Genomic DNA, 21653 nt, shown 5'->3' with positions numbered 1-21653 from the left:
TGCCCTCAGATGTCGTTGGTCTGCAGCCACAGCTCGAGCAGGGCGACCTGCCAGAGCTCGGACCCTTGCAGCGGCGTGATATGCGCCGTCGGATCCTGGAACAGGGTCTCCAGATAGCTTTCCTGGAACAGGCCCCGCTCGCGCGCCGACTGCGACGTGAGCGCGTCGCGCACCATGTCGAGATAGGGGCCCTGGATATATTTGAGCTGGGGCACCGGGAAGTAGCCCTTCTTGCGGTCGATCACCTCGTGGGGGACGACCTTGCGGGCGGCCTCCTTGAGCACGCCCTTGCCCCCTTGCGCCAGTTTCAGCTCCGGCGGGATCCCGGCGGCAAGCTCGACGAGTTCGTGATCGAGGAACGGCACGCGCGCCTCCAGTCCCCAGGCCATCGTCATGTTGTCGACCCGCTTGACCGGATCGTCGACCAGCATGATCTCCGCATCGAGGCGCAGCGCCCGGTCGACCGGGGTCTCGGCCCCGCCCTGCATCAGGTGGGCGGCGACGAAATCGTGCGCCTCGTCGCGGCTGGCCATCCAGTCCGGCGACAGGTGCCGGGCCATCGTCTCGCGCGAGCGGTCGAAGAAGACGCGCGCATAGTCGGCGACCACGTCGTTGGAGCCGGCGAGCGGGGGATACCAGTGATAGCCGCCGAACACCTCGTCCGCTCCCTGGCCGGACTGCACCACCTTGATATGCTTCGACACCTCCCGGCTGAGGAGGAAGAAGCCGATATTGTCATAGGAAACCATGGGCTCCGATTGCGCCGCGATCGTATCGGGCAGCGACGACATCAGGTCGGCGGAGGGAACGAAGATCTTGTGGTGATCGGTGCCGAAATGCTTGGCGATGAGGTCGGAATAGACAAACTCATCGCCTTTCTCGCCGTTTGCCTCCTCGAAGCCGATGGAGAAGGTCATCAGGTCCTTCTGCCCCTCCTCGGCGAGCAGGCCGACGATCATCGAGCTGTCGACGCCGCCGGACAAGAGCACGCCGACCGGCACGTCGGCGACCATGCGGCGGCGCACGGCGACGCGCAATGCCTCCAGCACCCTGTCGCGCCAGTCGTCGGCGGACAGGTTCCGGTCTTCCTCGCGGCGGGTGTAGGAGGCGTTCCAGTAGCGATGCTCGCGGGTGCTGCCATCGGCCTCGATGCGGCGAACGGTTGCCGGCGGCAGCTTGCGCACGCCATTGAGGACAGTGCGCGGGGCAGGCACGACCGCGTGGAAGCTCATGTAGCAGGCAAGGGCTGCCCTATCGATGCCGGTGTCGACGTCGCCGCCAGCCAGCAGTGCCTGCAGCGTCGAGGCGAAGCGCAGGCGCTTGCCCTTCTCCGCCAGGTAGAGCGGCTTGATGCCGAAACGGTCGCGGGCCAGCGTCAGCGAGCCGTCTCGGCGGTCGTGGATGGCGAAGGCGAACATGCCGTGGAAGCGCTTGACGCAGTCGGGCCCCCAAGCATGGAAGGCCTTGAGGATGACTTCGGTGTCGCCGTGGGAGAAGAAGGAATAGCCCTTCTCCTGCAGTTCCTTGCGCAGCTCCGGATAATTGTAGATGCAGCCGTTGAAGACGATGGCAAGCTCCAGCGCGGGATCGGCCATCGGCTGGGCGGCCTTTTCGGTAAGGTCGATGATCTTCAGCCGGCGATGGCCGAGCGCCACCGGGCCCTGTGCCATCACGCCGGATCCGTCGGGACCGCGTGGCGCGAGGTGTTCGGTCATCCGGGCGACCGCCTCTGCCTCCGCAAACTGTCCATCGAAACGCATCTCTCCGGCAATTCCGCACATGAGCGACTGCCCTTTCCTGTCTGGTCTTCCGTGTCCTGCGGGCCGTGGTCCGGCCTGCCGTGCCGGGACATCCCGGTTGGTTCACGAGATAGTTAGGATACAAATGATTTGAAATCAAATGTTTTGTGCTGTAATGATTCCTGTGAAGATTTGGAAGGAGAAGCGCTTGCAGGAAGATCGCGATTACGCCCCGCAGGATGCGGCCGACGTCATCCGCTCGATCCGCAGGATTGTGCAGGCCATGGACGTGCGCTCGAAGCGGGTGGCGCGGGAAACAGGGATGACGATCCCGCAGATCGTGGTGCTCAATGCCGTCCGCGATTTCGAGACGGCGACCACAGCGGACATCTCGCGCGTTGCCAATATCAGCGCGGCGACCACGGTGACGATCCTGGAGAAACTCGAGGCGCGGGGCATCGTCAATCGCCGGCGCAGCACCGTGGACCGGCGGATCGTGCATAACGAGCTGACCGGCGAGGGGCGGGAAATGCTGGCATCGGCGCCGCCGCTCATTCACCGGCGGTTCTTTTCCGGCATGGCCGGGCTCAGCGAAGGCGAGCAGCAGACGATCATTCGCGCCTTCCAGACGGTGGCGGACCTGCTGGAACCGGACGAGCCGCAGCCGCGCGGCCTGATGGACGGAAGCGAGGCCGGCCTGCCCGCCTGAGGCCTGTGAGACCCGCGACACGAAAAAGGGGCCGGCGCATCGCGCGCCGGCCCCTTTTCCTGTTTGCGGCGACCCTGTCGGGCGCGCCCGTTCAGCCGAAGACGTCGTCGACGGCGGCGCGGGTGTCGGCGACGATCCGGTCGGCCTCTTCCGGCGTCAGGCAGAGCGGCGGTGCGAAGCCGAGAATGTCGCCCTGCGGCATGGCGCGACCGATGACGCCGCGCTTGAGCAGCGCGCTGGCCAGCGCCGGGCCGACCTTGGCGGACGGGTCGAAATAGGTGCGGCTTGCCTTGTCGTCGACGAACTCGATGGCGCAGAGCATGCCTTCGCCGCGGATCTCGCCAACCTTGGGATGGTCCGCAAGGGCCGTGCGCATCGCCGCATTCAGGTGGGCACCGGTCTCGCGCGCGTTGGCGACGAGGCCGAGATCGTCGATCAGCTTGAGATTGGCAACGCCGGCGGCGGCTCCGATCGGATGGGCGGAATAGGTCCAGCCATGGCCGATGGCGCCGTTCTCGTCGGTGCCGCGCTCCAGCACCTCCCACACCTTCTTCGAGATGATCGAACCCGACAGCGGCGCATAGGCCGAGGTGAGGCCCTTGGCGATGGTGATGATGTCGGCTTCCATGCCGTAGTGGTCGGAACCGAACATGGTGCCGAGACGTCCGAAGCCGGTGACCACCTCGTCGGCGATCAGCAGGATGTCGTGACGCTTGAGAACCTTCTGGATCCGCTCCCAGTAGCCGGCGGGCGGGGGCACGATGCCGCCGGTGCCCAGGATCGGCTCGCCGATGAAGGCAGCGATGGTGTCGGCGCCCTCGCGGGCGATCAGGGCCTCAAGCTCGGCCGCGCAATGCTCGACAAAATCGGCCTCGCTCATGTCGAGGTCGTGGCGGCGGAAGTAGCAGGGCGCCTCGGTGTGCAGAACCTGGGAGAGCGGCAGGTCGAACTTCTTGTGGAACAGTTCCAGTCCGGTCAGCGAGCCGGTCACCAGCCCGGAGCCGTGATAGCCGCGCCAGCGCGAAATGATCTTCTTCTTCTGTGGCCGGCCGAGGATGTTGTTGTAGTACCAGACGAGCTTGACGTTGGTCTCGTTGGCATCCGACCCGCCAAGGCCGAAATAGACCTTCGACATGTTGTCCGGCGCCCGCTCCAGAATCATGTGGGCGAGCGTGATCGAGGCTTCCGTGCCGTGGCCGACATAGGCGTGATAATAGGCCAGCTCATGCGCCTGGGCGGCGATCGCCTCGGCGATCTCCTTGCGGCCGTAGCCGACATTGACGCAGTAGAGCCCGGCGAAGGCGTCGAGCAGGCGGTTGCCGTCGCGGTCCTGGATGAAGACACCCTCGCCGCCGGTGACGATGCGGGTCGGGCTTTCGCCGCGCGCATGCTGGGCAAGGTGCGTGGAGGGATGGAAGAAGCTTTCCCGGTCCCATTGGTCGAGCTGGTCATTGGTCAGCATTGACGGTCTCCTTGTGGTTGTTTCTGGCGGTTCGCCGGGTTGTTCTTGCGCGAGCGGCCATCAGCCCCAGTCGCGGCAGACATATTTGAGGTCCATGAAGGCACGCATGCCGTCGGCGGCGCCCTCCCGGCCGATGCCGGACTGCTTCATGCCGCCGAAGGGGATCGGGGCGCCGGTGACCTTGGTGCGGTTGACGGCGATCATGCCATAGCGCAGCGCCCGCGACAGCCGGTAGATCCGGCGCGGATCCTCGCTGTGCAGGTAGGCGACCAGACCGTATTCGCTGTCATTGGCCAGCGTCACAGCCTCCTCCTCGCTGTCGAAGGGGCGGATCGCGGCGACCGGCCCGAAGGTCTCCTCGCGCATGATCAGCGCGTCGGCCGGGACATCGCCAAGTACGGTCGGGCGATAGAACAGGGACCCGGCCGGATGGCGTTCCCCGCCGGTCAGGAGCCTGGCGCCGCGCCGGAGCGCATCGGCGACATGTTCCTCCTGCTTGGCGACCGCCTTCTCGTTCATCAAGGGGCCGATATCGGCGTCGTCCATTCCGGGAGCGACGGTGAGGGCAGCGGCGGCTTCCGCGAAGCGCTTGCAGAATGCCTTGTAGAGCGGGCGGGCGACAAGGAAGCGGTTGGCGCCGAGGCAGTCCTGGCCGGAGGTCGCGAACTTGGCCTTGACGGCCTCGGCAACGGCACGGTCGAGATCCGCGTCGGCGAAGACGATGAAGGGCGCATGACCGCCCAGTTCCAGCACCAGGCGTTTCACCGTGGCCGAGGCCTGCCGGTAGATCAACCGGCCGATCTCGGTCGAGCCGGTGAAGGAGACGGCGCGCACGCGCGGATCCTCCATCCAGGCGCCGACGATGGTCGCGGCATCGCCGGTCACCACATTGAAGACGCCGGCGGGAAAACCGGCGCGTTCGGCAAGTTCGGCCAGTGCCAGCGCCGAGTATGGTGTCTCGTGCGAGGGATGAACAAGGACCGTGCAGCCGGCGGCAAGGGCCGCGGCCGCCTTGCGGGTGATCATGGCGCAAGGGAAGTTCCACGGCGTCACGAGGGCGGCAACGCCGACCGGCTCCAGCCAGGTCTCGACCTCGGCATCGGCGAGATGCGAGGTAATGCCCTCGACATTGGGGCGGCGCGCCTCCTCCGCGTAGAACTCGATGAAGGCGGCGGCATAGTCGATCTCCCCGCGCGCCTCGGACAGGGGTTTGCCCTGTTCCAGCGTCATCAGGCGGGCGAGGTCTTCGCGATGTTCCAGGACGAGGTCGTGCCAGCGCCGCAGTATTTTCGCTCGCTCCTGCGGAAGCAGGGCCGACCAGCCGGCAAAGGCCCGGTCGGCCGGATCGACGGCGGCCCGGGCCTCGTCCGCCGAGAGGCTTGCCACGTCGCCGAGCCGGCTGCCATTGGCGGGATCGCGGACTGTGAAGCTTCGCCCGTCGCCTGCGGCGCACCAGCGCCCGTCGATATAAGAGAACTGCCTGAGCAGGCGTGCATCGCCAAGGGCGGGTTGCGTGCGTTCGCCGGTGCCGGTCGCGGTCGTCGTCATCATCCGTCCTCCTCGTCGCGTCACGTCCAGGGGCGGGTTCATGACCCGCCTGCAAGGACAGGATGCGTCGAAACAGGGCGAACAAGCGTCTTTAACGGCCCGGGGCGCCAGACGATTCGTCTTTTTTTGCCGCCCTCGGGCGACCGTTCAGCCTGCTCCGCCCAGCAGCATGTCCAGGGGAGGGGCGTGACCGGTCTTGACCGGCTTGGTCACGATGTAGGTGTAGTAGCGGGCGAGGCCCAGGCCCTGGTCGAGCAGCCGGTCGATCAGCCGCTGATAGCTGTCGACATCGCGCGTGACCACCTGCAGGAGGTAGTCGAAACCGCCGCCAAGGGCCCAGCACTGGACGATCTCCGGATGGGTCTCGACCGCCCGTTCGAAAGCCTGAAAGGCCGCGGCGCTGTGGTTTTCCAGCTCCAGCGTCACGAAAACAGTGACATGGGTGGCGGTCTTGCGCAGCGCGATCTCGGCCCTGTAGCCTTCGATCACGCCGGCTTTTTCCAGCCGCTTGAGGCGTTCCCAGCAGGGCGTCGGGCTGAGATTGATGCGCCGCGCCAGGTCCGCCTTGGACAGGCGGCCCTCGCGGGAAAGCACCTTCAGGATGGCAATGTCGCGGTCATCGAGGCGGATCATGGTAGCGTCATAGCGGGCAAGGGGCAGGAGAGTCCATCTACTGTGGCGTCGGCTTGCGCCGCGCAAGCTGCGAGCCGCTTGAAAAATCATGCTGTCCAAGCGCCGAGTCGGCTGTGTAAAGATCGCCGGAGGCCGCAATGCGACGCATGGAGGAGAAGGAATGCCGGCGACCGAGCTACCGTTTACCGATGCGGAATTCTCCAGGCGCCTTGAAAAGGTGCGCGCGGCGATGCGCGAGAAGGATATCGACGTCCTTTTCGTCGAGGACCCTGCCAACATGGCCTGGCTGACCGGCTATGACGGCTGGTCCTTCTACGTCCACCAGGGCGTTCTCGTCTTCCATGACGCCCATCCGATCTGGTGGGGGCGGCGTCAGGATGCCAACGGCGCCGTGCGCACCGTGTGGATGGATGACGACCGGGTTGCCGCCTATCCCGACCACTATGTCCAGTCGACCGTGCGCCATCCGATGCAGACGCTCGCGGCCCTGATCCGCGAACATGGCCACGGGCGCTCGCGCGTCGGCGTCGAGCTGGAGAATTACTATTTTTCGGCCAAGGCCTTCCTGACCATGCAGGAGGAACTGCCCGAGGCGTCGTTTGTCGACGCGACGGCGCTGGTCAACTGGCAGCGGGCGGTGAAGTCCGAGGAGGAACTGGTCTTCATGCGCCGGGCGGCGCGCATTTCCGAAAAGATCATCGACGGCGTCTTCGACCGGATCCGGCCGGGGATGCGCAAGACCGATCTTGTCGCCGACATCTACGCCGATGCGATCCGCGGAACGGAGGATGCCTGGGGCGACTATCCCTCGATCGTGCCGTTGCTGCCGAGCGGGTCGGACGCGGCCGCGCCTCATCTCACCTGGGATGGGCGGCATATCGAGCCGGAGACGGCGACCTTCTTCGAGATTGCCGGGTGTTATCGCCGCTATCATGCGCCGTTCTGCCGGACGGTGTTTCTCGGCACGCCGCCGAGATACCTGCTCGATGCGGAGACGGCGCTTGTCGAAGGGCTGGAGGCAGGGCTCGACGCGGCGCGCGCCGGCAACACGGCTTCCGACATTGCCAGGGCGCTGGGCGCGCCGCTGGAGCGGGCTGGCATCGACCGTTCGGCGCGTTGCGGCTACCCGATCGGGGTTTCCTATCCGCCGGACTGGGGCGAGCGCACCGTCTCGCTCAGGGTCGAGGACGACACGGTCCTGGAAGCCGGCATGACCTTTCATTTCATGCCCGGCCTGTGGATGGACAGCTGGGGGCTGGAGATCACCGAGAGCATCGTGATCATGCCCGAGGGGCCGGCGGAATGCCTGTGCAATCGGCCGCGCGCGCTTTTCGTCAAATAGAGCATCTCGCGGGGACCGAACGGCAGGGAGCGGCACGATGGCACTCATCGACGACACCAAGGAGATCCTGGGCGAGCTGATCGCCTTTCCCACGATCTCGAGCGACAGCAATCTGGAGCTGATTGCCCATGCGGCCGACCGGCTGGGGGCGCTCGGGGCAGAGACCCGGGTGCTGGTCGACGAGACGGGCTCCAAGGCCAATCTCTTTGCCACGCTCGGGCCGGAGCGTGACGGCGGCATCGTGCTGTCGGGCCACAGCGATGTGGTGCCGGTGGCCGACCAGGACTGGTCGGCCGATCCCTTCGCCATGCGCGAGGCCGACGGCCGTCTCTATGGACGCGGCGCCTGCGACATGAAGGGGTTCATCGCCGCCGTCCTGGCGGTGGCGCCGCTTTTCGCGTCCCGACAGCTGTCGCGGCCGCTGCATGTGTGCCTGACCTATGACGAGGAGGTCGGCTGCCTTGGCGCGCGCAAGCTTGTCGGCGACCTTGCCGCCATGGACATCCGCCCCTCGCTCGCGATCATCGGCGAACCGACGGAAATGCGCATCATCGAGGGGCACAAGGGATGCTGCGAATACACAACCGTGTTTCGCGGCCTTGAAGGGCACGGCTCGGTGCCCGATGCCGGCGTCAACGCGGTCGAATACGCGGTGCGCTATGTCGCCCGCCTGATGGAGCTGCGCGAGGTGCTGAAGGCGCGTACGCCCGACGGCAGCCGGTTCGAGCCTCCCTGGACGACGCTGCAGGTCGGGCGGCTTGCCGGCGGCGTTGCGCATAACGTCATTCCCGGCCTTGCCAGCGTCGACTGGGAGCTGCGACCGGTGAGCGAGGCCGACCGGCATTTCATCTGCGAGCAGGTCGATGCCTATGTGGCCGGCGAGTTGCTGCCGGCGATGCGCGCGGTGCACGGGACGGCGGATATTGTCCGGCACGTCATCGGCGAGGTCGCGGGGCTCGAGCCCGTTGACAACAACGAGGCCCGGCGCATCGTCGCGGCCCTGACCGGGGCGAATGGCGCCGATGTCGTCTCCTTCGGAACCGAAGCGGGGCTGTTCCAGCAGTTCGGCATGTCGGCGGTGGTCTGCGGGCCGGGCTCGATCGCCCAGGCGCACAAGCCGGACGAGTTCGTCGAGGTCAGCCAGCTCCAGGCCTGCATTGCCATGCTGACGGGCCTTGCCGACAAGCTCGCCGCCGCCTGAGTTCGGCGCGCTTTCAGCCCTGCCTGCGACCCTCGATGACGGCCTGCGCCACATAGGCGAGGATGGTGAGGCCGACGGCGCCGAGAGCTCCGATCAGGATCATGACGATGGCGTCGACCGGGCCGCCGAGATCCGAAAGACCGGAACTGGTGATCGTCAGGACGAAGAGGATGGCGGCGATGGCGCCGAGCGGGGCGGTCAGTTCGGCCCGCAGCAGGCGGCTGCCGACCAGCTTGCGGTCGCGCAGCAGCACGTAGACGAAGGCCAGCGTCACGATCAGCGCCGTGACGACCAGCGCCCAGAACAGGGCGGTGCCGAAGATTTCCTCGAAGACCGCGAGCAGGGTCGAAAGCGTCAGTTCCTTCATGGTCGTTTCCTTCAGGCGCGGCCGCGCAGCATGGCGTTGTAGGTTGCCTTGAGGGCGATTTCCTTCATCAGCCAGGACACCCACAATTCCTCCAGCGGGGCGATCAAGCCGGGGAAGGAGGGGACGAGATTGTTGCGGTAGTCGAACTCGACCAGCATCGCCCGGCCGATGCGGGTGATCAGCGGACAGGAGGTGTAGCCGTCATAGCGGGTGGTGCTCTCGATGCCGGCGATCTGCGCGGCCAGCTGGTCCTCGACCACCGGCACCTGCCACTTGACGCTGGCCGCCGTCTTGCCCTTCGGCACGCCGGCGACATCGCCAAGGGCGAAGACATCCGGATAGCGCAGATGGCGCAACGTGTGCCGGTCGACCTCGATCCAGCCGTCGGCGGCGAAGGGACCTGACTGCCAGGAAAGCGGGCTGTTGAAGCGTACCGCATCGGGCGCGCGCATCGGCGGGATGACGTTGGTGAAGTCGTAGCCGATTTCCTTGCGGCCCTCCGGCGTGTCGAAGGTGGCGATGCGGCGACCCGGGTCGATGGCCGTCATGACGTGGTTTTTCACCGTGGCGAAGCCGCGATCCTCGAACAGCATGCGCACCTTCTCGTTGACGATCGGCACGGAGAAGAAGGCATCGGAATGGGCGGCGTAGAGGATTTCCACCTTGTCGCGGGTGCCCTTGCGGCGGGCGATGTCGTCGGTGATGAAGGCATATTTCAATGGCGCGCCGGCGCATTTCATCTCGGTCGCGGGGCGTGTGAAGAGGGCGGTGCCGCCCTTCTCCACAAAGCGGCTCATCTCCGCATGGGTCGCCGCCGCATGCTCCGGTCCTGCATAGACGGATCCGATGCCGTTCTTGCCGATGAGGTCCGTCGACATGCCCTCGATCGCCGCGTAGTCCAGCGTCAGCCCGGTGGCGACGACGAGATAGTCGTAGGCAAGCGTCGTGCCGGAGGAGGTGACGACCCGTTTTGCTTCCGGGTCGACCTCGGCTGCGGCCTCGGCGATCCATTCGACGCCGCGCGGCAGCCACTCGGCTGTCCGCGAGACCGAATAGGAAACCGGCTTGAGCCCGGCGGCGATCAGGGTGAACCCGGGCTGATAGAAGTGCGCCTTGCGCGGGTCAAGCAGGGTGATGCGGGCGCCGGGCAGGCGCTGATGCAGCCGGTTGGCGAGCGCTGTTCCCGCAGCTCCCGCGCCAAGGATCAGGATGCTGGCGGTCGTCGGCACCGGTTGGGCCCGTGCCGATGCGGCGATGCCTGGCAGAGCCGCGGCTGCGGCACCCATCGCGAGAAACTGGCGTCTGGTGGTGATCAAGGCATTCCTCCCGGTCGAACCGTGCCGTGGCGACCGCACGGCTTGCGTCAAATTATTAGTTTCGAATAAGTTTAAATAGATGACGTCGCATTGATCTGGCGCAATCGGAAGGCGGGAGCTGAGAGGATTGCGAAAATGCGTCTCCCGATGCTGTCTTGTCGATTGCCAGTCGCGGGAAGCTGTGTAGGATCAGACCGTATTGCCGGGCCTATGATTTCGATACAGGCCTGCTGCGGAGACATTGATGGTGGAATCCCTGCATCCCTTGGCTCCTCATTCCATTCCGTTCTTTCTCCCGGATGCCGATGGTGGCGACCAGTTGATGACGACGATGCTCGTCGGGCTGGTCGTTGCGATCGTCGCGCTGGGCTCGCTCTACATGCGCCTGCATTCGCTGCCCGAGCGGATCGCTCATGGCAATGACCGCATGCAGTTCGAGATCGTTGCGATCCTTGCGCTGCTGGCACTGTTCACGCACAACAACCTGTTCTGGGTGGCGGCCCTGTTGCTCGCCTTCGTCCGGCTGCCGGACTTCGTCACGCCGATCGGCTCGATCGCCGAATCGCTGAGGGTGCTGGCCCGCCGGGAGCCGGTTGCACAGGCCGGGCGCGACACGGTCAGCGAGGATCCAACGCAACCACCAATGCCCGATGCGCTGCACCGGGAGGAAAGCCGCGCTGATGATGCGCCCGCCGCCCCGGCCGGGGAAGTGGATGCTGCGGCGCCGTCCTCGTCTCCGTCTCCGGCGGACACTCAGACCACCGGGAGGAACTGAGGCATGTTCGAGCTCATCTTCTGCTCGCTTGTGACGATCCTGCCCGACTATCTCTACCGCCGCTATGTCCAGGGCAAGCGGATCGGCCGGGAGATCACGCTCTATTCGGTCTGGTTCGAGCTGCGCTACGGCATCGTCACATGCGCGATGCTGACCGTCTCGGTCATAACGATGGTCTTCTACTACCATCCGACGGCGACCGGCGCGGTCTCGGTCTACCGCACCGTGCCGATCCTGCCCGACAGGCCCGGCCGGGTCGCCGAAATCTATATCGACCTGGGGCTGGAGTCCGCGGTCAAGGCGGGCGATCCGATCTTCCGGCTCGACAGTTCCCAGCAGCAGGCCGAAGTCGAGATCGCCACGAAGCAGGTCGGGGAGATCGAGGCCGACCTGGCCCTGGCCCAGGCGGAGCTGCGGGTGGCGCAGGGACAGGTCGACCAGGCCACCGCCGCCTTGACGCAGGCCAGCGACGAACTCGACAGGACCCGGGAACTGATGGCGCGCAACGCCAATGTTGTCGCGCAGCGGGAGATCGATCGGCTCGAGAACACCGTCAGCAGCCGGCAGGGCGGCGTGGCGGCGGCGATCGCCAACCGCGAGATGGTGGAGACGAAGATCTCGGTCGCCCTGCCGGCACGGCTTGAAAGCGCCAGGGCTCGTCTGAAGGAAGCGGACGTCGCACTCACCAAGACCACCGTGCATGCCGGGGTCGACGGGACCATCACCCAGTTCAACCTGCGGGTCGGGGACGTCGTCAATCCGATGCTGCGTCCCGCCGGCCTCCTGGTTCCGGCCGACACGGCGCATGCCCGCATTGCCGCCGGTTTCGGCCAGATCGAGGCGAAGGTGATCAAGGTCGGCATGGTGGCGGAAATCGCCTGTGCCGCCGTGCCCTTCACGGTCATTCCGATGGTGGTCACCGAGGTGCAGGCGAGCATCGGAGCCGGGCAGGTCTCCGCGAGCGACCGGGTCCAGGACGTTTCGCAAATGGCACGGCCGGCATCGATCACCGCGCTGCTGGAACCGCTCTATCCGGGCGGGCTCGACGAGGTGCCGCCGGGCAGCCAGTGCATTGCCAACGCCTATACGAGCAACCACGAGCGGCTGGCCACGGATTCCTCGCTTTCGACCGGCGAGTACGTGTTCCTGCACGTGGTCGATACTGTCGGCGTCGTCCACGCGGCGATCCTGCGCCTGCAGGTCCTGTTGTTCCCGATCCGCACGCTGGTGCTGTCCGGCCACTGAGCGACGCCGCCAGCCCGGCGGCGTCAGGGCAGGTCGGTTGCCGTCTCGTCCGGGGCGACGGACAGTGTCACCCTGTCGGCGGCGAAGCGGCTCCGGCTTGCCTGGATGGGACGGCCTTGCGGGTCGGCGTTGACCGAGCGGGTCAGCAGCACCACGGCGCCGGGCTGCAGGGCAAGGTCCTCGCGATCCGCGCCTGTCGCGGGTGCCGCCGAGATTTCCGTCGAGACGCGGACATAGTCGGAAACCCCGCAGGCGGCGAGCGCGCGGGTGATCGAGCCTTCGCGACCATAGGCCTCGACCAGTCCGGAAAAGCGTTCGGCATCGAACCAGTGGACGGCGCGCGACAGCGGCACGCCGTCCGCCTCGCCCAGCGTCTCGAGACGCAGCAGTGGCGCGCCCGGGGCGACACGGAGTAGCGTGGCCAATTCCTCGCCCGCGGCCTCCGTCGAGGAGGCGATCAGCCGGGTGACGGCGGTCGCGACCTGACCGCCGAGGCCGGCGGAGAAACGGGTGCGCGCGCCGATCGGATAGGTGACGCGCCGGCGCGGAACAATCGTGGTGCCACGACCCTGCACGGTCTCGACGACGCCCTCGCGCGCAAGGGCCGCGATCGCCTGGCGCACGGTGTGGCGGTTGACGTCGAAACGCGCCGCGAGCGCGGCCTCGGTCGGCAGGCGGCCGTCCTCGTGGTCGCCATTGCCGATCGCCGCGCGAATGTCGTCGGCGATCTGGCGCCAGAGCGCGACACCTGTCCGCCGTTCGATGCCGCTCATCCCGTTCCCTTCCCGTGTCCGCGAAACCCTGCGGCGGATCCTTTCCCTTCTACGCAACCCCGATGGCGGACGGCAAGCGCCCTGGTATGGCGCGCCGATATCGGTGCGAGGGGCAGCGCAATTCGTAGTCGGGCCTTCATCGCGGCGTCATGAGAGGCCTGTATCTTTTGAATGTCGGTTGTCTATAATACTAGACAAATAATGGGCGCGGGTATAGGACGGTTGCACGAGGCGACGGGTCGGAACCCGCGATCGCCGGCCTTCTTCACCGGGAGGTCGCGGATGGCGGGCGGATCGGGACGGATCCGGCCTGCAAGGCATGGAGCGGGACATGACGACATCACGGACGGAGCACGCCGGGGCGGCAGGCGGGACTGGCGATCCCGGCCGCGAGCTGAAGGCGCTGATGGACATTCTCGCAGCTTCGCCCGGCGGGGAGATTACGGCGGCGGCGGCTGCACTCGGCAAACTGCCGGACGCCACACCCGTGCGCGGGCCGGAGACCGGCCTTGTCATGTTGCGGGGCCGCATCGGCGGCGACGGCGCACCTTTCAATCTCGGGGAAGCAGCGGTGACGCGGGCAACGGTCCGGCTTTCCGGTGGTGCCGTCGGCCACGCCTATGCGCTCGGCCAGGACCGGGAAAAAGCGCGGCTTTCCGCGGTGCTCGCAGCACTGTGGAGCGAAGGGAACCGGCGCGAGGAGATCCTGCGCGACGTGCTCGAGCCGCTGGCCGAAGCGCGTGCGGCGGAGACCTCGCGCACCCGCCGCGAGGCCGCCGCGACCCGCGTCGATTTCTTCACCATGGTCCGGGGAGACGACTGATGACGATGCCCCAGTTCGACGTGCAAGCCGTTTCCGGCGGCTTCACCGATCCGGTCTTCGAGGCGCAGGCGGCGTTTCGCGCCCTTATGGATGCGAGCGCGCGGCCCGGTACGATCCATGACCTGCCGGCCGGTCTGGCGCCGCCGGCGCCGCTCGGCGCGGGGCCTGCTGCAGTGATGCTGGCGCTGTGCGATCCCGACACGCCGGTCTGGCTTGCCGAGGCGCTGTGCGGCGAGGCCACCTCCGCCTGGATCGCCTTCCAGTGCGGCGCGCCGTTTGTCGGCGACAGCGCGAGGGCGGCCTTTGCCTTTGCCGGTGCGGACGACATGCCGGCGCTCTCCGCGCTCAACGCGGGAACGCAGGAATATCCCGACCGGGCGACGACGCTGGTCGTCGAGGTCGAGGCGCTTGAAGGCGGCGAGGAGATCATCCTCGAAGGCCCCGGTATCCTCGGCCGGTGGCACATCGCGCCGAAGGGCCTGCCGCAATCCTTCGTGAGCGAGCGCGAGGACAACCGGGCTCTCTTCCCGCGCGGCGTCGACGTGGTGCTGGTCGCCGGCTCGCGCGTCATGGCGCTGCCGCGCACTACGGTGCTTTCGCGCAAATCCGAGATGGAGGCGAACTGATGTATGTCGCGGTAAAGGGCGGCGAGGCGGCCATCGCCAATGCCCACAAGATGCTGGCCGACCGCCGTCGCGGCGATCGCTCGCTGCCGGCGATCACGGTCGAACAGCTGGTCGAGCAGTTGGGACTTGCCGTCGACCGGGTGATGGCGGAGGCCTCGCTCTACGCGCCGGCGCTTGCCGCGCTCGCCGTCAAACAGGCGCGCGGCGACATGATCGAGGCGATCTTCCTGCTGCGGGCCTATCGCACGACGCTGCCGCGCTTCGGCGCGTCACGGCCGCTGGAAACGGGCGAGATGGTCGCCGAGCGGCGTGTCTCTGCGACCTACAAGGACCTGCCGGGCGGGCAGGTGCTCGGCCCGACCTTCGACTACACCCACCGCCTGCTCGACCCCGAACTTGTCGCCGATGCGCCGGTCGATCCGGCGCCGGCGCGCGAGCACGAGGGCGAGCCGCTGACAAGGGTGAGCGACATTCTCGCCCATGAGGACCTGATCGAACGCGCCTTTGCCGGCGATCCGGACGAGATGCCGGAGGAGCCGTCGGGCGACCTGACGCGCGAGCCGATGGAGTTCCCCATGCCCCGCGACCTGCGCCTGCAGGCGCTGGCTCGAGGTGACGAGGGCTTCCTGCTGGCGCTCGGCTATTCGACCCAGCGCGGCTACGGTCGCACCCATCCCTTCGCTGGCGAGATCCGTATCGGCGAGGTCGAGGTGGAGATGGACGTTCCCGAGCTCGGTTTCGCCGTCTCTCTCGGGCGCATCCGCGTCACCGAGTGCCAGATGGTCAACCAGTTCGCCGGTTCGGCCACGCTCGCGCCGCAGTTCACCCGCGGCTACGGCCTCGTCTTCGGCCAGTCAGAGCGCAAGGCGATGGCGATGGCGCTGGTCGACCGTTCGCTGCGCGCCGGCGAGCTCGGCGAGGACCGGGTGGCCCCGGCGCAGGACGAGGAATTCGTCATTTCCCATGCCGACAACGTGCAGGCGACGGGCTTCGTGGAGCACCTGAAACTGCCCCACTATGTCGACTTCCAGGCGGAACTCGACCTCGTCCGGCGGCTGCGCGCCGAGTTCGAGGCGGCGCGCACGGGCAAGGACGACGAGACCGCACGGGAGGCTGCCGAATGAGTGCGAGCGCGGGAATGAGCCAGGATCTGGCCAGCTACAATTTCGCCTACCTGGACGAACAGACGAAGCGGATGATCCGCCGGGCGATCCTCAAGGCGATCGCCATCCCGGGCTACCAGGTGCCCTTCGCCAGCCGCGAGATGCCGATGCCCTATGGCTGGGGCACCGGGGGCGTGCAGGTGACGGCCTCGATCATCGGCCCCGACGACACGCTGAAGGTGATCGACCAGGGTGCCGACGACACCACCAACGCCGTGTCGATCCGCGCCTTCTTCCAGAAGGTCGCCAATGTGGCGGTGACGACGAGGACGCGCGAGGCGTCGATCATCCAGACCCGCCACCGCATCCCGGAGGAGAAACTCTCCGCCGGTCAGGTGCTGGTCTATCAGGTGCCGATCCCCGAGCCGCTGCGCTTCCTGGAGCCGCGCGAGACCGAGACGCGCAAGATGCACGCGCTCGAGGAATACGGCCTGATGCATGTGAAGCTCTACGAGGACATCGCCCGGCACGGCCATATCGCCACCACCTATGCCTATCCGGTGCTGGTCGCCGGGCGCTATGTGATGGACCCCTCGCCGACGCCGAAATTCGACAACCCGAAGATGGACATGAGCGAGGCGCTGCAGCTTTTCGGCGCCGGCCGCGAGAAGCGCATTTATGCGATCCCGCCGCACACGAAGGTGGTCAGCCTCGATTTCGAGGACCACCCCTTCGAGATCCAGCATTTCGACGAGCCCTGCGCGCTGTGCGCGGCGGAGGGCGTCTATCTCGACGAGGTGATCCTCGACGACAGGGGCGGGCGGATGTTCGTCTGCTCCGATACAGACCATTGCGAGGAGCGGCGCGCTGCCGGCCATCGCGGCCGCCTGTCGGCGGAAGAGGCCTATACGGGCCGCGAAGATGCAATCCGGGAGACGGTACGATGACCATGAACCTGGACGAGCGGCCGCTGCTGTCGGTCGCCGGCCTGACCAAGGCTTATGGCGCGCGCATCGGTTGCCGCGACGTCTCCTTCGACGTGTGGCCGGGCGAGGTGCTGGCGATTGTCGGCGAGAGCGGTTCGGGCAAGACGACGCTGCTCAACTGCATCTCGACGCGGCTGGCGCCGAGCACCGGCTCCGTCCGCTACCGGATGCGCGACGGCGAGACACGCGACCTCTACGCGCTGTCCGAGGCCGAGCGACGGCTGCTGATGCGCACCGACTGGGGCTTCGTCCACCAGAATCCGGCCGACGGGTTGCGGATGACGGTCTCGGCCGGCGCCAATGTCGGCGAGCGGCTGATGGCGGTCGGCGAGCGCCATTACGGCCGCATCCGCGGGACGGCGACCGGCTGGCTGGAGCGGGTGGAGATCGCCGAGGACCGCATCGACGACCAGCCGCGTTCCTTTTCCGGCGGCATGCGGCAGCGGCTGCAGATCGCCCGCAACCTGGTCACCGGCCCGCGCCTCGTCTTCATGGACGAGCCGACCGGCGGTCTCGATGTCTCGGTGCAGGCGCGGCTCCTCGACCTTCTGCGCGGGCTCGTCTCCGATCTCGGGTTGGCGGCCATCGTCGTCACGCATGACCTTGCCGTGGCGCGGCTTCTGTCGCACCGCATGCTGGTGATGAAGGACGGGCAGGTGGTCGAGGCCGGTCTCACCGACCGGGTGCTCGACGATCCGCAGGCGCCCTACACCCAGCTTCTCGTTTCCTCGATCCTGCAGGTGTGATGATGACCGACCGAAATGAAGACACCGGGGAGCACGCCGGGCGCGTCATGATCCGCGCGGGCGATCTTTCCAAGTCCTTCCGCATGCACCTTCAGGGCGGCATCGAGCTGCCGGTGGTGGAGAACGCCGCCTTCGAGGTCCGGGCCGGCGAATGCGTCGTGCTCGGGGGGCCGTCGGGGGCCGGCAAGAGCTCGATCATGAAGATGCTCTACGGCAATTACGCGGTCAGCGGCGGGCACATTGTCGTGCGTCACGGCGACAGCGAGATCGATCTCGCGACCGCCGACGCACGCCAGGTGATCGCGCTGCGCCGCGACACGATCGGTTATGTCAGCCAGTTCCTGCGCACCGTTCCGCGTGTCGGCGCGCTCGACGTGGTGGCCGAGCCGCTGGTCGCGCGCGGAACCGATGCCGAGGCGGCGCGGGCGAAGGCCGGCGAGATGCTTGCCCGGCTCAACGTGCCCGAGCGGCTCTGGGTGCTGCCGCCGGCGACCTTCTCCGGCGGCGAGCAGCAGCGGGTCAACATCGCCCGGGGGTTCATCACCGACCATCCGGTGCTGCTTCTCGACGAGCCGACGGCTTCGCTGGATGCCGCCAACCGGCGCATTGTCATCGGCATGATCGCCGCGAAGAAGGCGGCGGGTGTGGCCCAGATCGGCATCTTCCACGACGAGGAAGTGCGCGAGGCGGTGGCCGACCGGATCATCGACGTGCGCGCCTTTTCGCCTGCCCGCGCGGCCTGAGGACCCTCCATGACGACGACCAGACTTTCACCGACGCCGCTGATCCACCCGAGCGCCGAGATCGAGAACTGCGAGTTCGGCCGCTACACCGAAGTGGACGAGCGGGTCTCCATGAGCGAGACCCGCTTCGGCGACTATTCCTACATCATGCGCGACGGCATGATCTGGTGCGCCGAGATCGGCAAGTTCGCCAATATCGCCGCCTCGGTGCGCATCAACGCCACCAATCATCCGACCTGGCGGGCGACGCTGCATCATTTCACCTATCGGGCCAATGACTACTGGGACGATGCCGAACGGGAAGCCGCCTTCTTCGACTGGCGGCGCGAGGGCAAGGTGACGGTCGGCCATGACGTGTGGATCGGCCATGGCGCCACCATCCTGCCCGGCGTCACCGTCGGCGACGGCGCGGTGATCGGGTCGGGAGCCGTGGTGTCGCGCGATGTCGCGCCCTACACCATCGTCGGCGGTGTGCCGGCAAAGCTCATTCGCGAGCGATTTCCGAAGGAGATCGCCGAGCGGATGCGGGCGCTTGCCTGGTGGGACTGGAGCCACGAACGGCTGCGATCCGCCCTTGACGATTTCCGCGAGCTCGATGCGGAAGCCTTTCTGGCGCGTCATGAACCCGGCAATTGAAGATATTAGCCGAGCAATGAAAACGAAGTTGCCCGGGAGCGTCAGCAAACTGTCATGAAACCGAAGATTCCCTGTCATCAATAACAGGTACGCAAGCTTCAATCACAAGCATTGAGGCGCGGATGTTCAAGCTCGAAGGCGTGACACGGAAGTTTGGGGCTGTTACGGCCGTGGACGCGGTGACACTGGATATTCCCGATGGACAGATGGTCGGTATCATCGGCCGTTCGGGGGCGGGCAAGTCGACGCTGCTGCGAATGATCAACCGGCTGGTTGATCCCAATGGCGGGCGGATCGCCTTCCGCGACACGGAAGTCTCGACCCTGAACGGCAACGCGCTGAGGGCATGGCGTCGCGATTGCGCGATGATCTTCCAGCAGTTCAACCTGGTGCCGCGCCTCGACGTGGTCTCCAACGTCCTGCACGGCACGCTCAACGGCTGTTCGACACTTGCCGCTGTCTTCAATCTGTTCCCGAAGGCGGACATCCTTCGCGCCATCGACATCCTCGATCGCCTCGGTGTCGCGGAACATGCGCAGAAGCGCGCCGAGGCCCTGTCCGGCGGCCAGCAACAGCGCGTCGCCATCGCCCGGGCCTTGATGCAATCGCCCAAGGTGGTGCTCGCCGATGAGCCGATCGCCTCGCTCGATCCGCTCAACGCCAAGATCGTGATGGATGCGCTCAAGGACATCAACGAGCGCGAGGGCATCACGGTCATCACCAACCTGCACACGCTCGACACGGCGCGCAGCTACTGCGAGCGCATCATCGGCATGGCCGGCGGCCGGGTTGTCTTCGATGGTTCTCCGGACGAACTGACGCGCGACGCGGTCATGGCGATCTACGGCACCGATGCCGAAGGAAACGAGATTTCCGAGGCGATGACCTCGACAAGCATCGAGACGCGGCCGGTTCCGGCTCCGGCGTTCGAACCATCCCCGGCAATGCTGAGGGCGGCCACCGCCACCGCATGAGCCGAAGGATCCCCGGCGCGATGCGCCGGCGGACAATCGAAATCAACCGAAAAGACCTCTCAGGAGACGTCGAATGCTCAAGAAGCTCCTCCTGGCCGCCACCGCGGTCGCCACCCTGTCCTTCGGCGCTTCCGCGCAGGAGATCACCGAATTCCGCATCGGCGTGCTTGGCGGCGAGAACGCCCAGGACCGTCTGGCGTCGAACGAATGCGTTCGTGCCTACGTGCAGGACCTGCTCGGCGTCGAGACCAAGATCTTCACCCCGGCCGACTATGACGGCGTCATCCAGGGCCTGCTCGGCGGTTCGATCGACATGGCCTGGCTCGGCGCGTCCGCCTATGCCAAGACCTACCTGACCGACCCGGAAGCGGTCGACGTCGTGCTGGTCAAGACCAACCTTGACGGTTCGTTCTCCTATCACTCGATCGGTTTTGCCCGCAAGGACAGCGGCATTGCCTCGCTTGAGGGCCTGAAGGGCAAGAAGTTCGGCTTCGGCGATCCGAACTCGACCTCCGGTTACCTGATCCCGTCGATCGAGATCCCGCAGGCCACCGGCGCGACGATGGAGAGCGGCGACTATTTCGGCGAGGTCGTCTTCACCGGCGGCCACGAGCAGACCATCGTCGCGGTGAAGAATGGCGACGTGGACGGCGGTGTCACCTGGGCCGACGGCCAGGGCGAGTGGGTTGACGGCTACAACTCCGGCGCGCTGCGCAAGGCCGTCGATGCCGGCCTCGTCGACATGAACGATCTCGTCGAGATCTGGAAGTCCAAGCCGATCCCGGAAGGTCCGATCGTCCTGCGTCGCTCGCTGCCGGACGACGTCAAGGCCAAGGTCACCAAGCTCATCAACGAACTGCATGGCAACGACCCGGAATGCGCCTACAACATGGCCGCCGGCGAGACGGCCGGCTTCGCTCCGATCTCGCATGACGCCTACGAGACGATCATCGCCGTGCGCAAGGCGAAGTCGAACTGATCCAGAAACCTTCAGTTCGGCCGGGCGGGGCGTCTATGCCCCGCCCGCGCCTATTCGGGACCGGACAATGACCGAAACTGCCTCCGCGTTGCCGGGCGACATCCGCTCCGGCTACCTGCTGCATGCCCGCCGCCGGCAGATGTATAGCGGCATCCTGCTGCTCATCTTCGCGTTGCTGATGATCTCCGGTTTCCAACTGGCCGATTCCCGTAACGCGGGCGGCTTCTGGGACGGTCTGCACCAGTTCTTCGACTTTCCCTCCGAGGTGGTGTCGGAGGCCGTCGCCAAGGCAGCGAACCTGCCGGGCCTGATGGTCAAGTTCTTCCCGTCCCTGATCGAGACCGTCAATATCGCCGCCGTGGCAACCCTGGTCGGGGCGATCGGCGCGACGTTCCTGTCGCTGCTGTCGACGCGCGGACTGGCCCGCTTTCCCCGTGCGATCCCGCTGTTTCGACGTCTTATGGATGCGATGCGGGCGATCCCGGAAATCGTGGTTGCTCTGGTGCTGATCTTCATTCTCGGCGGCGGACCGGTGCCGGCGATGATCGCCATCGCGCTGCATACGACCGGGGCGCTCGGGAAGCTGTTTTCCGAAGTCAGCGAAAACGCGGACCTGAAACCGGTGGAGGGGCTTGCTTCGGCGGGTGCCAGCTGGTCGCAGTCCATGTGGCTTGGCGTTCTGCCGCAGGTGATGCCGAACTGGTTCTCCTACGCGCTTCTGCGCTTCGAGATCAACGTGCGCGCTTCCGCGATCCTCGGCTTCGTCGGCTCCGGCGGCATCGGCTACGACCTGAAGACGGCCATGCAGTGGGGGCAGGGGCGGTACGATCAGGTGGTCGCCATCTTCATCCTGCTCTTTGCGACCATCGTCGCCATCGACCAGGTGTCGAGTTACTACCGCCATCGCCTGGTAAAGGGGCACTGACA

The 21653-nt window shown here is 66.6% G+C and carries 22 protein-coding genes; 15 read left to right on the top strand and 7 right to left on the bottom strand.

Annotation, left to right across the window (positions count from 1 at the left end; translation table 11 throughout):
* Positions 1-5: 5 nt before the first annotated feature.
* Positions 6-1781, bottom strand: coding sequence for an N-acetylglutaminylglutamine amidotransferase (locus tag ACQY46_RS21990; RefSeq protein WP_428698094.1), 1776 nt, complete (start codon positions 1779-1781; stop codon positions 6-8).
* Positions 1782-1947: 166 nt separating this feature from the next.
* Here ACQY46_RS21990 and ACQY46_RS21985 point away from each other — a divergent pair, with 166 nt between their 5' ends.
* Positions 1948-2448, top strand: coding sequence for a MarR family winged helix-turn-helix transcriptional regulator (locus ACQY46_RS21985; protein WP_428698093.1), 501 nt, complete (start codon positions 1948-1950; stop codon positions 2446-2448).
* 91 nt (positions 2449-2539) lie between these two features.
* Here ACQY46_RS21985 and ACQY46_RS21980 read toward each other — a convergent pair whose 3' ends face one another.
* The 3 genes from ACQY46_RS21980 to ACQY46_RS21970 all read right to left on the bottom strand — a co-directional run bounded on the left by ACQY46_RS21980 (position 2540) and on the right by ACQY46_RS21970 (position 6091).
* On the bottom strand, positions 2540-3910 hold the full coding sequence (locus ACQY46_RS21980) for an aspartate aminotransferase family protein (protein ID WP_428698092.1): 1371 nt from the start codon (positions 3908-3910) through the stop codon (positions 2540-2542).
* A 60-nt stretch (positions 3911-3970) separates the two neighbouring features.
* Positions 3971-5458, bottom strand: a complete 1488-nt coding sequence (locus ACQY46_RS21975; protein WP_428700547.1) for an NAD-dependent succinate-semialdehyde dehydrogenase — start codon at positions 5456-5458, stop codon at positions 3971-3973.
* 147 nt (positions 5459-5605) lie between these two features.
* Positions 5606-6091, bottom strand: a complete 486-nt coding sequence (locus ACQY46_RS21970) for an Lrp/AsnC family transcriptional regulator (protein WP_306029583.1) — start codon at positions 6089-6091, stop codon at positions 5606-5608.
* Between the two features lie 160 nt (positions 6092-6251).
* Between ACQY46_RS21970 and ACQY46_RS21965 the strand changes: the two genes are divergently transcribed.
* Positions 6252-7433 (top strand): M24 family metallopeptidase, encoded by a 1182-nt coding sequence (locus ACQY46_RS21965; RefSeq protein ID WP_428698091.1) that lies wholly within the window; start codon positions 6252-6254, stop codon positions 7431-7433.
* 37 nt (positions 7434-7470) lie between these two features.
* Positions 7471-8634 carry an acetylornithine deacetylase gene (gene argE / locus ACQY46_RS21960; RefSeq protein ID WP_428698090.1) on the top strand — a complete coding sequence of 388 codons (1164 nt, stop codon included), beginning with the start codon at positions 7471-7473 and terminating at the stop codon, positions 8632-8634.
* A 13-nt stretch (positions 8635-8647) separates the two neighbouring features.
* Here the strand turns inward: argE and ACQY46_RS21955 are convergent, their stop codons facing one another.
* Both ACQY46_RS21955 and ACQY46_RS21950 read right to left on the bottom strand, forming a co-directional pair.
* A complete protein-coding gene (locus tag ACQY46_RS21955; RefSeq protein ID WP_428698089.1) occupies positions 8648-9001 on the bottom strand; it encodes a DUF5368 domain-containing protein in 354 nt (117 codons plus the stop codon).
* A gap of 11 nt (positions 9002-9012) precedes the next feature.
* Positions 9013-10287: an NAD(P)/FAD-dependent oxidoreductase gene (locus tag ACQY46_RS21950; RefSeq protein WP_428700546.1), complete on the bottom strand. Its 1275-nt coding sequence runs from the start codon at positions 10285-10287 to the stop codon at positions 9013-9015.
* Between the two features lie 274 nt (positions 10288-10561).
* Here ACQY46_RS21950 and ACQY46_RS21945 point away from each other — a divergent pair, with 274 nt between their 5' ends.
* Positions 10562-11092 carry a hypothetical protein gene (locus ACQY46_RS21945; RefSeq protein WP_428698088.1) on the top strand — a complete coding sequence of 177 codons (531 nt, stop codon included), beginning with the start codon at positions 10562-10564 and terminating at the stop codon, positions 11090-11092.
* Between the two features lie 3 nt (positions 11093-11095).
* Entirely contained in the window at positions 11096-12337 is a 1242-nt protein-coding gene (locus tag ACQY46_RS21940; RefSeq protein ID WP_428698087.1) for an HlyD family secretion protein, read from the top strand.
* Positions 12338-12360: 23 nt separating this feature from the next.
* On the opposite strand, the gene phnF is transcribed toward ACQY46_RS21940, so the two are convergent.
* Positions 12361-13110, bottom strand: a complete 750-nt coding sequence (phnF, locus tag ACQY46_RS21935) for a phosphonate metabolism transcriptional regulator PhnF (protein WP_428698086.1) — start codon at positions 13108-13110, stop codon at positions 12361-12363.
* A gap of 331 nt (positions 13111-13441) precedes the next feature.
* On the opposite strand from phnF, the gene phnG reads away from it, so the two are divergent.
* The 10 genes from phnG to phnE all read left to right on the top strand — a co-directional run bounded on the left by phnG (position 13442) and on the right by phnE (position 21651).
* Positions 13442-13933, top strand: coding sequence for a phosphonate C-P lyase system protein PhnG (gene phnG, locus ACQY46_RS21930; protein WP_428698085.1), 492 nt, complete (start codon positions 13442-13444; stop codon positions 13931-13933).
* Complete coding sequence (gene phnH / locus ACQY46_RS21925) at positions 13933-14559, top strand: phosphonate C-P lyase system protein PhnH (protein WP_428698084.1); 627 nt, start codon at positions 13933-13935, stop codon at positions 14557-14559. The genes phnG and phnH overlap by 1 nt, the downstream gene beginning before the upstream one ends.
* A complete protein-coding gene (locus ACQY46_RS21920; RefSeq protein WP_428698083.1) occupies positions 14559-15683 on the top strand; it encodes a carbon-phosphorus lyase complex subunit PhnI in 1125 nt (374 codons plus the stop codon). The genes phnH and ACQY46_RS21920 overlap by 1 nt, the downstream gene beginning before the upstream one ends.
* Positions 15680-16609 (top strand): alpha-D-ribose 1-methylphosphonate 5-phosphate C-P-lyase PhnJ, encoded by a 930-nt coding sequence (locus tag ACQY46_RS21915; protein ID WP_428698082.1) that lies wholly within the window; start codon positions 15680-15682, stop codon positions 16607-16609. The genes ACQY46_RS21920 and ACQY46_RS21915 overlap by 4 nt, the downstream gene beginning before the upstream one ends.
* A gap of 8 nt (positions 16610-16617) precedes the next feature.
* Positions 16618-17394 carry a phosphonate C-P lyase system protein PhnK gene (gene phnK / locus ACQY46_RS21910; protein WP_428700545.1) on the top strand — a complete coding sequence of 259 codons (777 nt, stop codon included), beginning with the start codon at positions 16618-16620 and terminating at the stop codon, positions 17392-17394.
* 47 nt (positions 17395-17441) lie between these two features.
* Complete coding sequence (phnL, locus tag ACQY46_RS21905) at positions 17442-18137, top strand: phosphonate C-P lyase system protein PhnL (protein WP_428700544.1); 696 nt, start codon at positions 17442-17444, stop codon at positions 18135-18137.
* 9 nt (positions 18138-18146) lie between these two features.
* A complete protein-coding gene (locus ACQY46_RS21900) occupies positions 18147-18773 on the top strand; it encodes a DapH/DapD/GlmU-related protein (RefSeq protein WP_428698081.1) in 627 nt (208 codons plus the stop codon).
* Between the two features lie 122 nt (positions 18774-18895).
* Positions 18896-19747 carry a phosphonate ABC transporter ATP-binding protein gene (gene phnC, locus ACQY46_RS21895; RefSeq protein WP_428698080.1) on the top strand — a complete coding sequence of 284 codons (852 nt, stop codon included), beginning with the start codon at positions 18896-18898 and terminating at the stop codon, positions 19745-19747.
* A gap of 73 nt (positions 19748-19820) precedes the next feature.
* Entirely contained in the window at positions 19821-20726 is a 906-nt protein-coding gene (gene phnD / locus ACQY46_RS21890; protein ID WP_428698079.1) for a phosphonate ABC transporter substrate-binding protein, read from the top strand.
* A gap of 67 nt (positions 20727-20793) precedes the next feature.
* The gene (gene phnE / locus ACQY46_RS21885) at positions 20794-21651 is read left to right on the top strand and encodes a phosphonate ABC transporter, permease protein PhnE (protein WP_428698078.1); all 858 of its coding nucleotides are present in this window, start codon (positions 20794-20796) and stop codon (positions 21649-21651) included.
* The last annotated feature ends 2 nt before the right edge of the window (positions 21652-21653 follow it).

The organism is Stappia sp., from assembly GCF_965276915.1.
GTDB lineage: Bacteria > Pseudomonadota > Alphaproteobacteria > Rhizobiales > Stappiaceae > Stappia.
The sequence above is the reverse complement of the archived record's forward strand: the minus strand, read 5'-3'. Positions and strand labels throughout refer to the sequence as shown.

Bases quoted from the DNA above. Each gene is read 5' to 3' on its own strand.
- phnG (WP_428698085.1), top strand. From the start codon at position 13,442: ATGACGACATCACGGACGGAGCACGCCGGGGCGGCAGGCGGGACTGGC.
- ACQY46_RS21975 (WP_428700547.1), bottom strand. From the start codon at position 5,458: ATGACGACGACCGCGACCGGCACCGGCGAACGCACGCAACCCGCCCTT.
- phnE (WP_428698078.1), top strand. From the start codon at position 20,794: ATGACCGAAACTGCCTCCGCGTTGCCGGGCGACATCCGCTCCGGCTAC.
- ACQY46_RS21950 (WP_428700546.1), bottom strand. From the start codon at position 10,287: ATGGGTGCCGCAGCCGCGGCTCTGCCAGGCATCGCCGCATCGGCACGG.
- phnF (WP_428698086.1), bottom strand. From the start codon at position 13,110: ATGAGCGGCATCGAACGGCGGACAGGTGTCGCGCTCTGGCGCCAGATC.
- phnD (WP_428698079.1), top strand. From the start codon at position 19,821: ATGCTCAAGAAGCTCCTCCTGGCCGCCACCGCGGTCGCCACCCTGTCC.
- ACQY46_RS21920 (WP_428698083.1), top strand. From the start codon at position 14,559: ATGTATGTCGCGGTAAAGGGCGGCGAGGCGGCCATCGCCAATGCCCAC.
- ACQY46_RS21955 (WP_428698089.1), bottom strand. From the start codon at position 9,001: ATGAAGGAACTGACGCTTTCGACCCTGCTCGCGGTCTTCGAGGAAATC.
- ACQY46_RS21945 (WP_428698088.1), top strand. From the start codon at position 10,562: ATGGTGGAATCCCTGCATCCCTTGGCTCCTCATTCCATTCCGTTCTTT.
- phnH (WP_428698084.1), top strand. From the start codon at position 13,933: ATGACGATGCCCCAGTTCGACGTGCAAGCCGTTTCCGGCGGCTTCACC.
- phnL (WP_428700544.1), top strand. From the start codon at position 17,442: ATGATCCGCGCGGGCGATCTTTCCAAGTCCTTCCGCATGCACCTTCAG.
- ACQY46_RS21965 (WP_428698091.1), top strand. From the start codon at position 6,252: ATGCCGGCGACCGAGCTACCGTTTACCGATGCGGAATTCTCCAGGCGC.
- ACQY46_RS21980 (WP_428698092.1), bottom strand. From the start codon at position 3,910: ATGCTGACCAATGACCAGCTCGACCAATGGGACCGGGAAAGCTTCTTC.
- ACQY46_RS21915 (WP_428698082.1), top strand. From the start codon at position 15,680: ATGAGTGCGAGCGCGGGAATGAGCCAGGATCTGGCCAGCTACAATTTC.
- ACQY46_RS21940 (WP_428698087.1), top strand. From the start codon at position 11,096: ATGTTCGAGCTCATCTTCTGCTCGCTTGTGACGATCCTGCCCGACTAT.
- ACQY46_RS21990 (WP_428698094.1), bottom strand. From the start codon at position 1,781: ATGTGCGGAATTGCCGGAGAGATGCGTTTCGATGGACAGTTTGCGGAG.
- argE (WP_428698090.1), top strand. From the start codon at position 7,471: ATGGCACTCATCGACGACACCAAGGAGATCCTGGGCGAGCTGATCGCC.
- ACQY46_RS21900 (WP_428698081.1), top strand. From the start codon at position 18,147: ATGACGACGACCAGACTTTCACCGACGCCGCTGATCCACCCGAGCGCC.
- phnC (WP_428698080.1), top strand. From the start codon at position 18,896: ATGTTCAAGCTCGAAGGCGTGACACGGAAGTTTGGGGCTGTTACGGCC.
- ACQY46_RS21970 (WP_306029583.1), bottom strand. From the start codon at position 6,091: ATGATCCGCCTCGATGACCGCGACATTGCCATCCTGAAGGTGCTTTCC.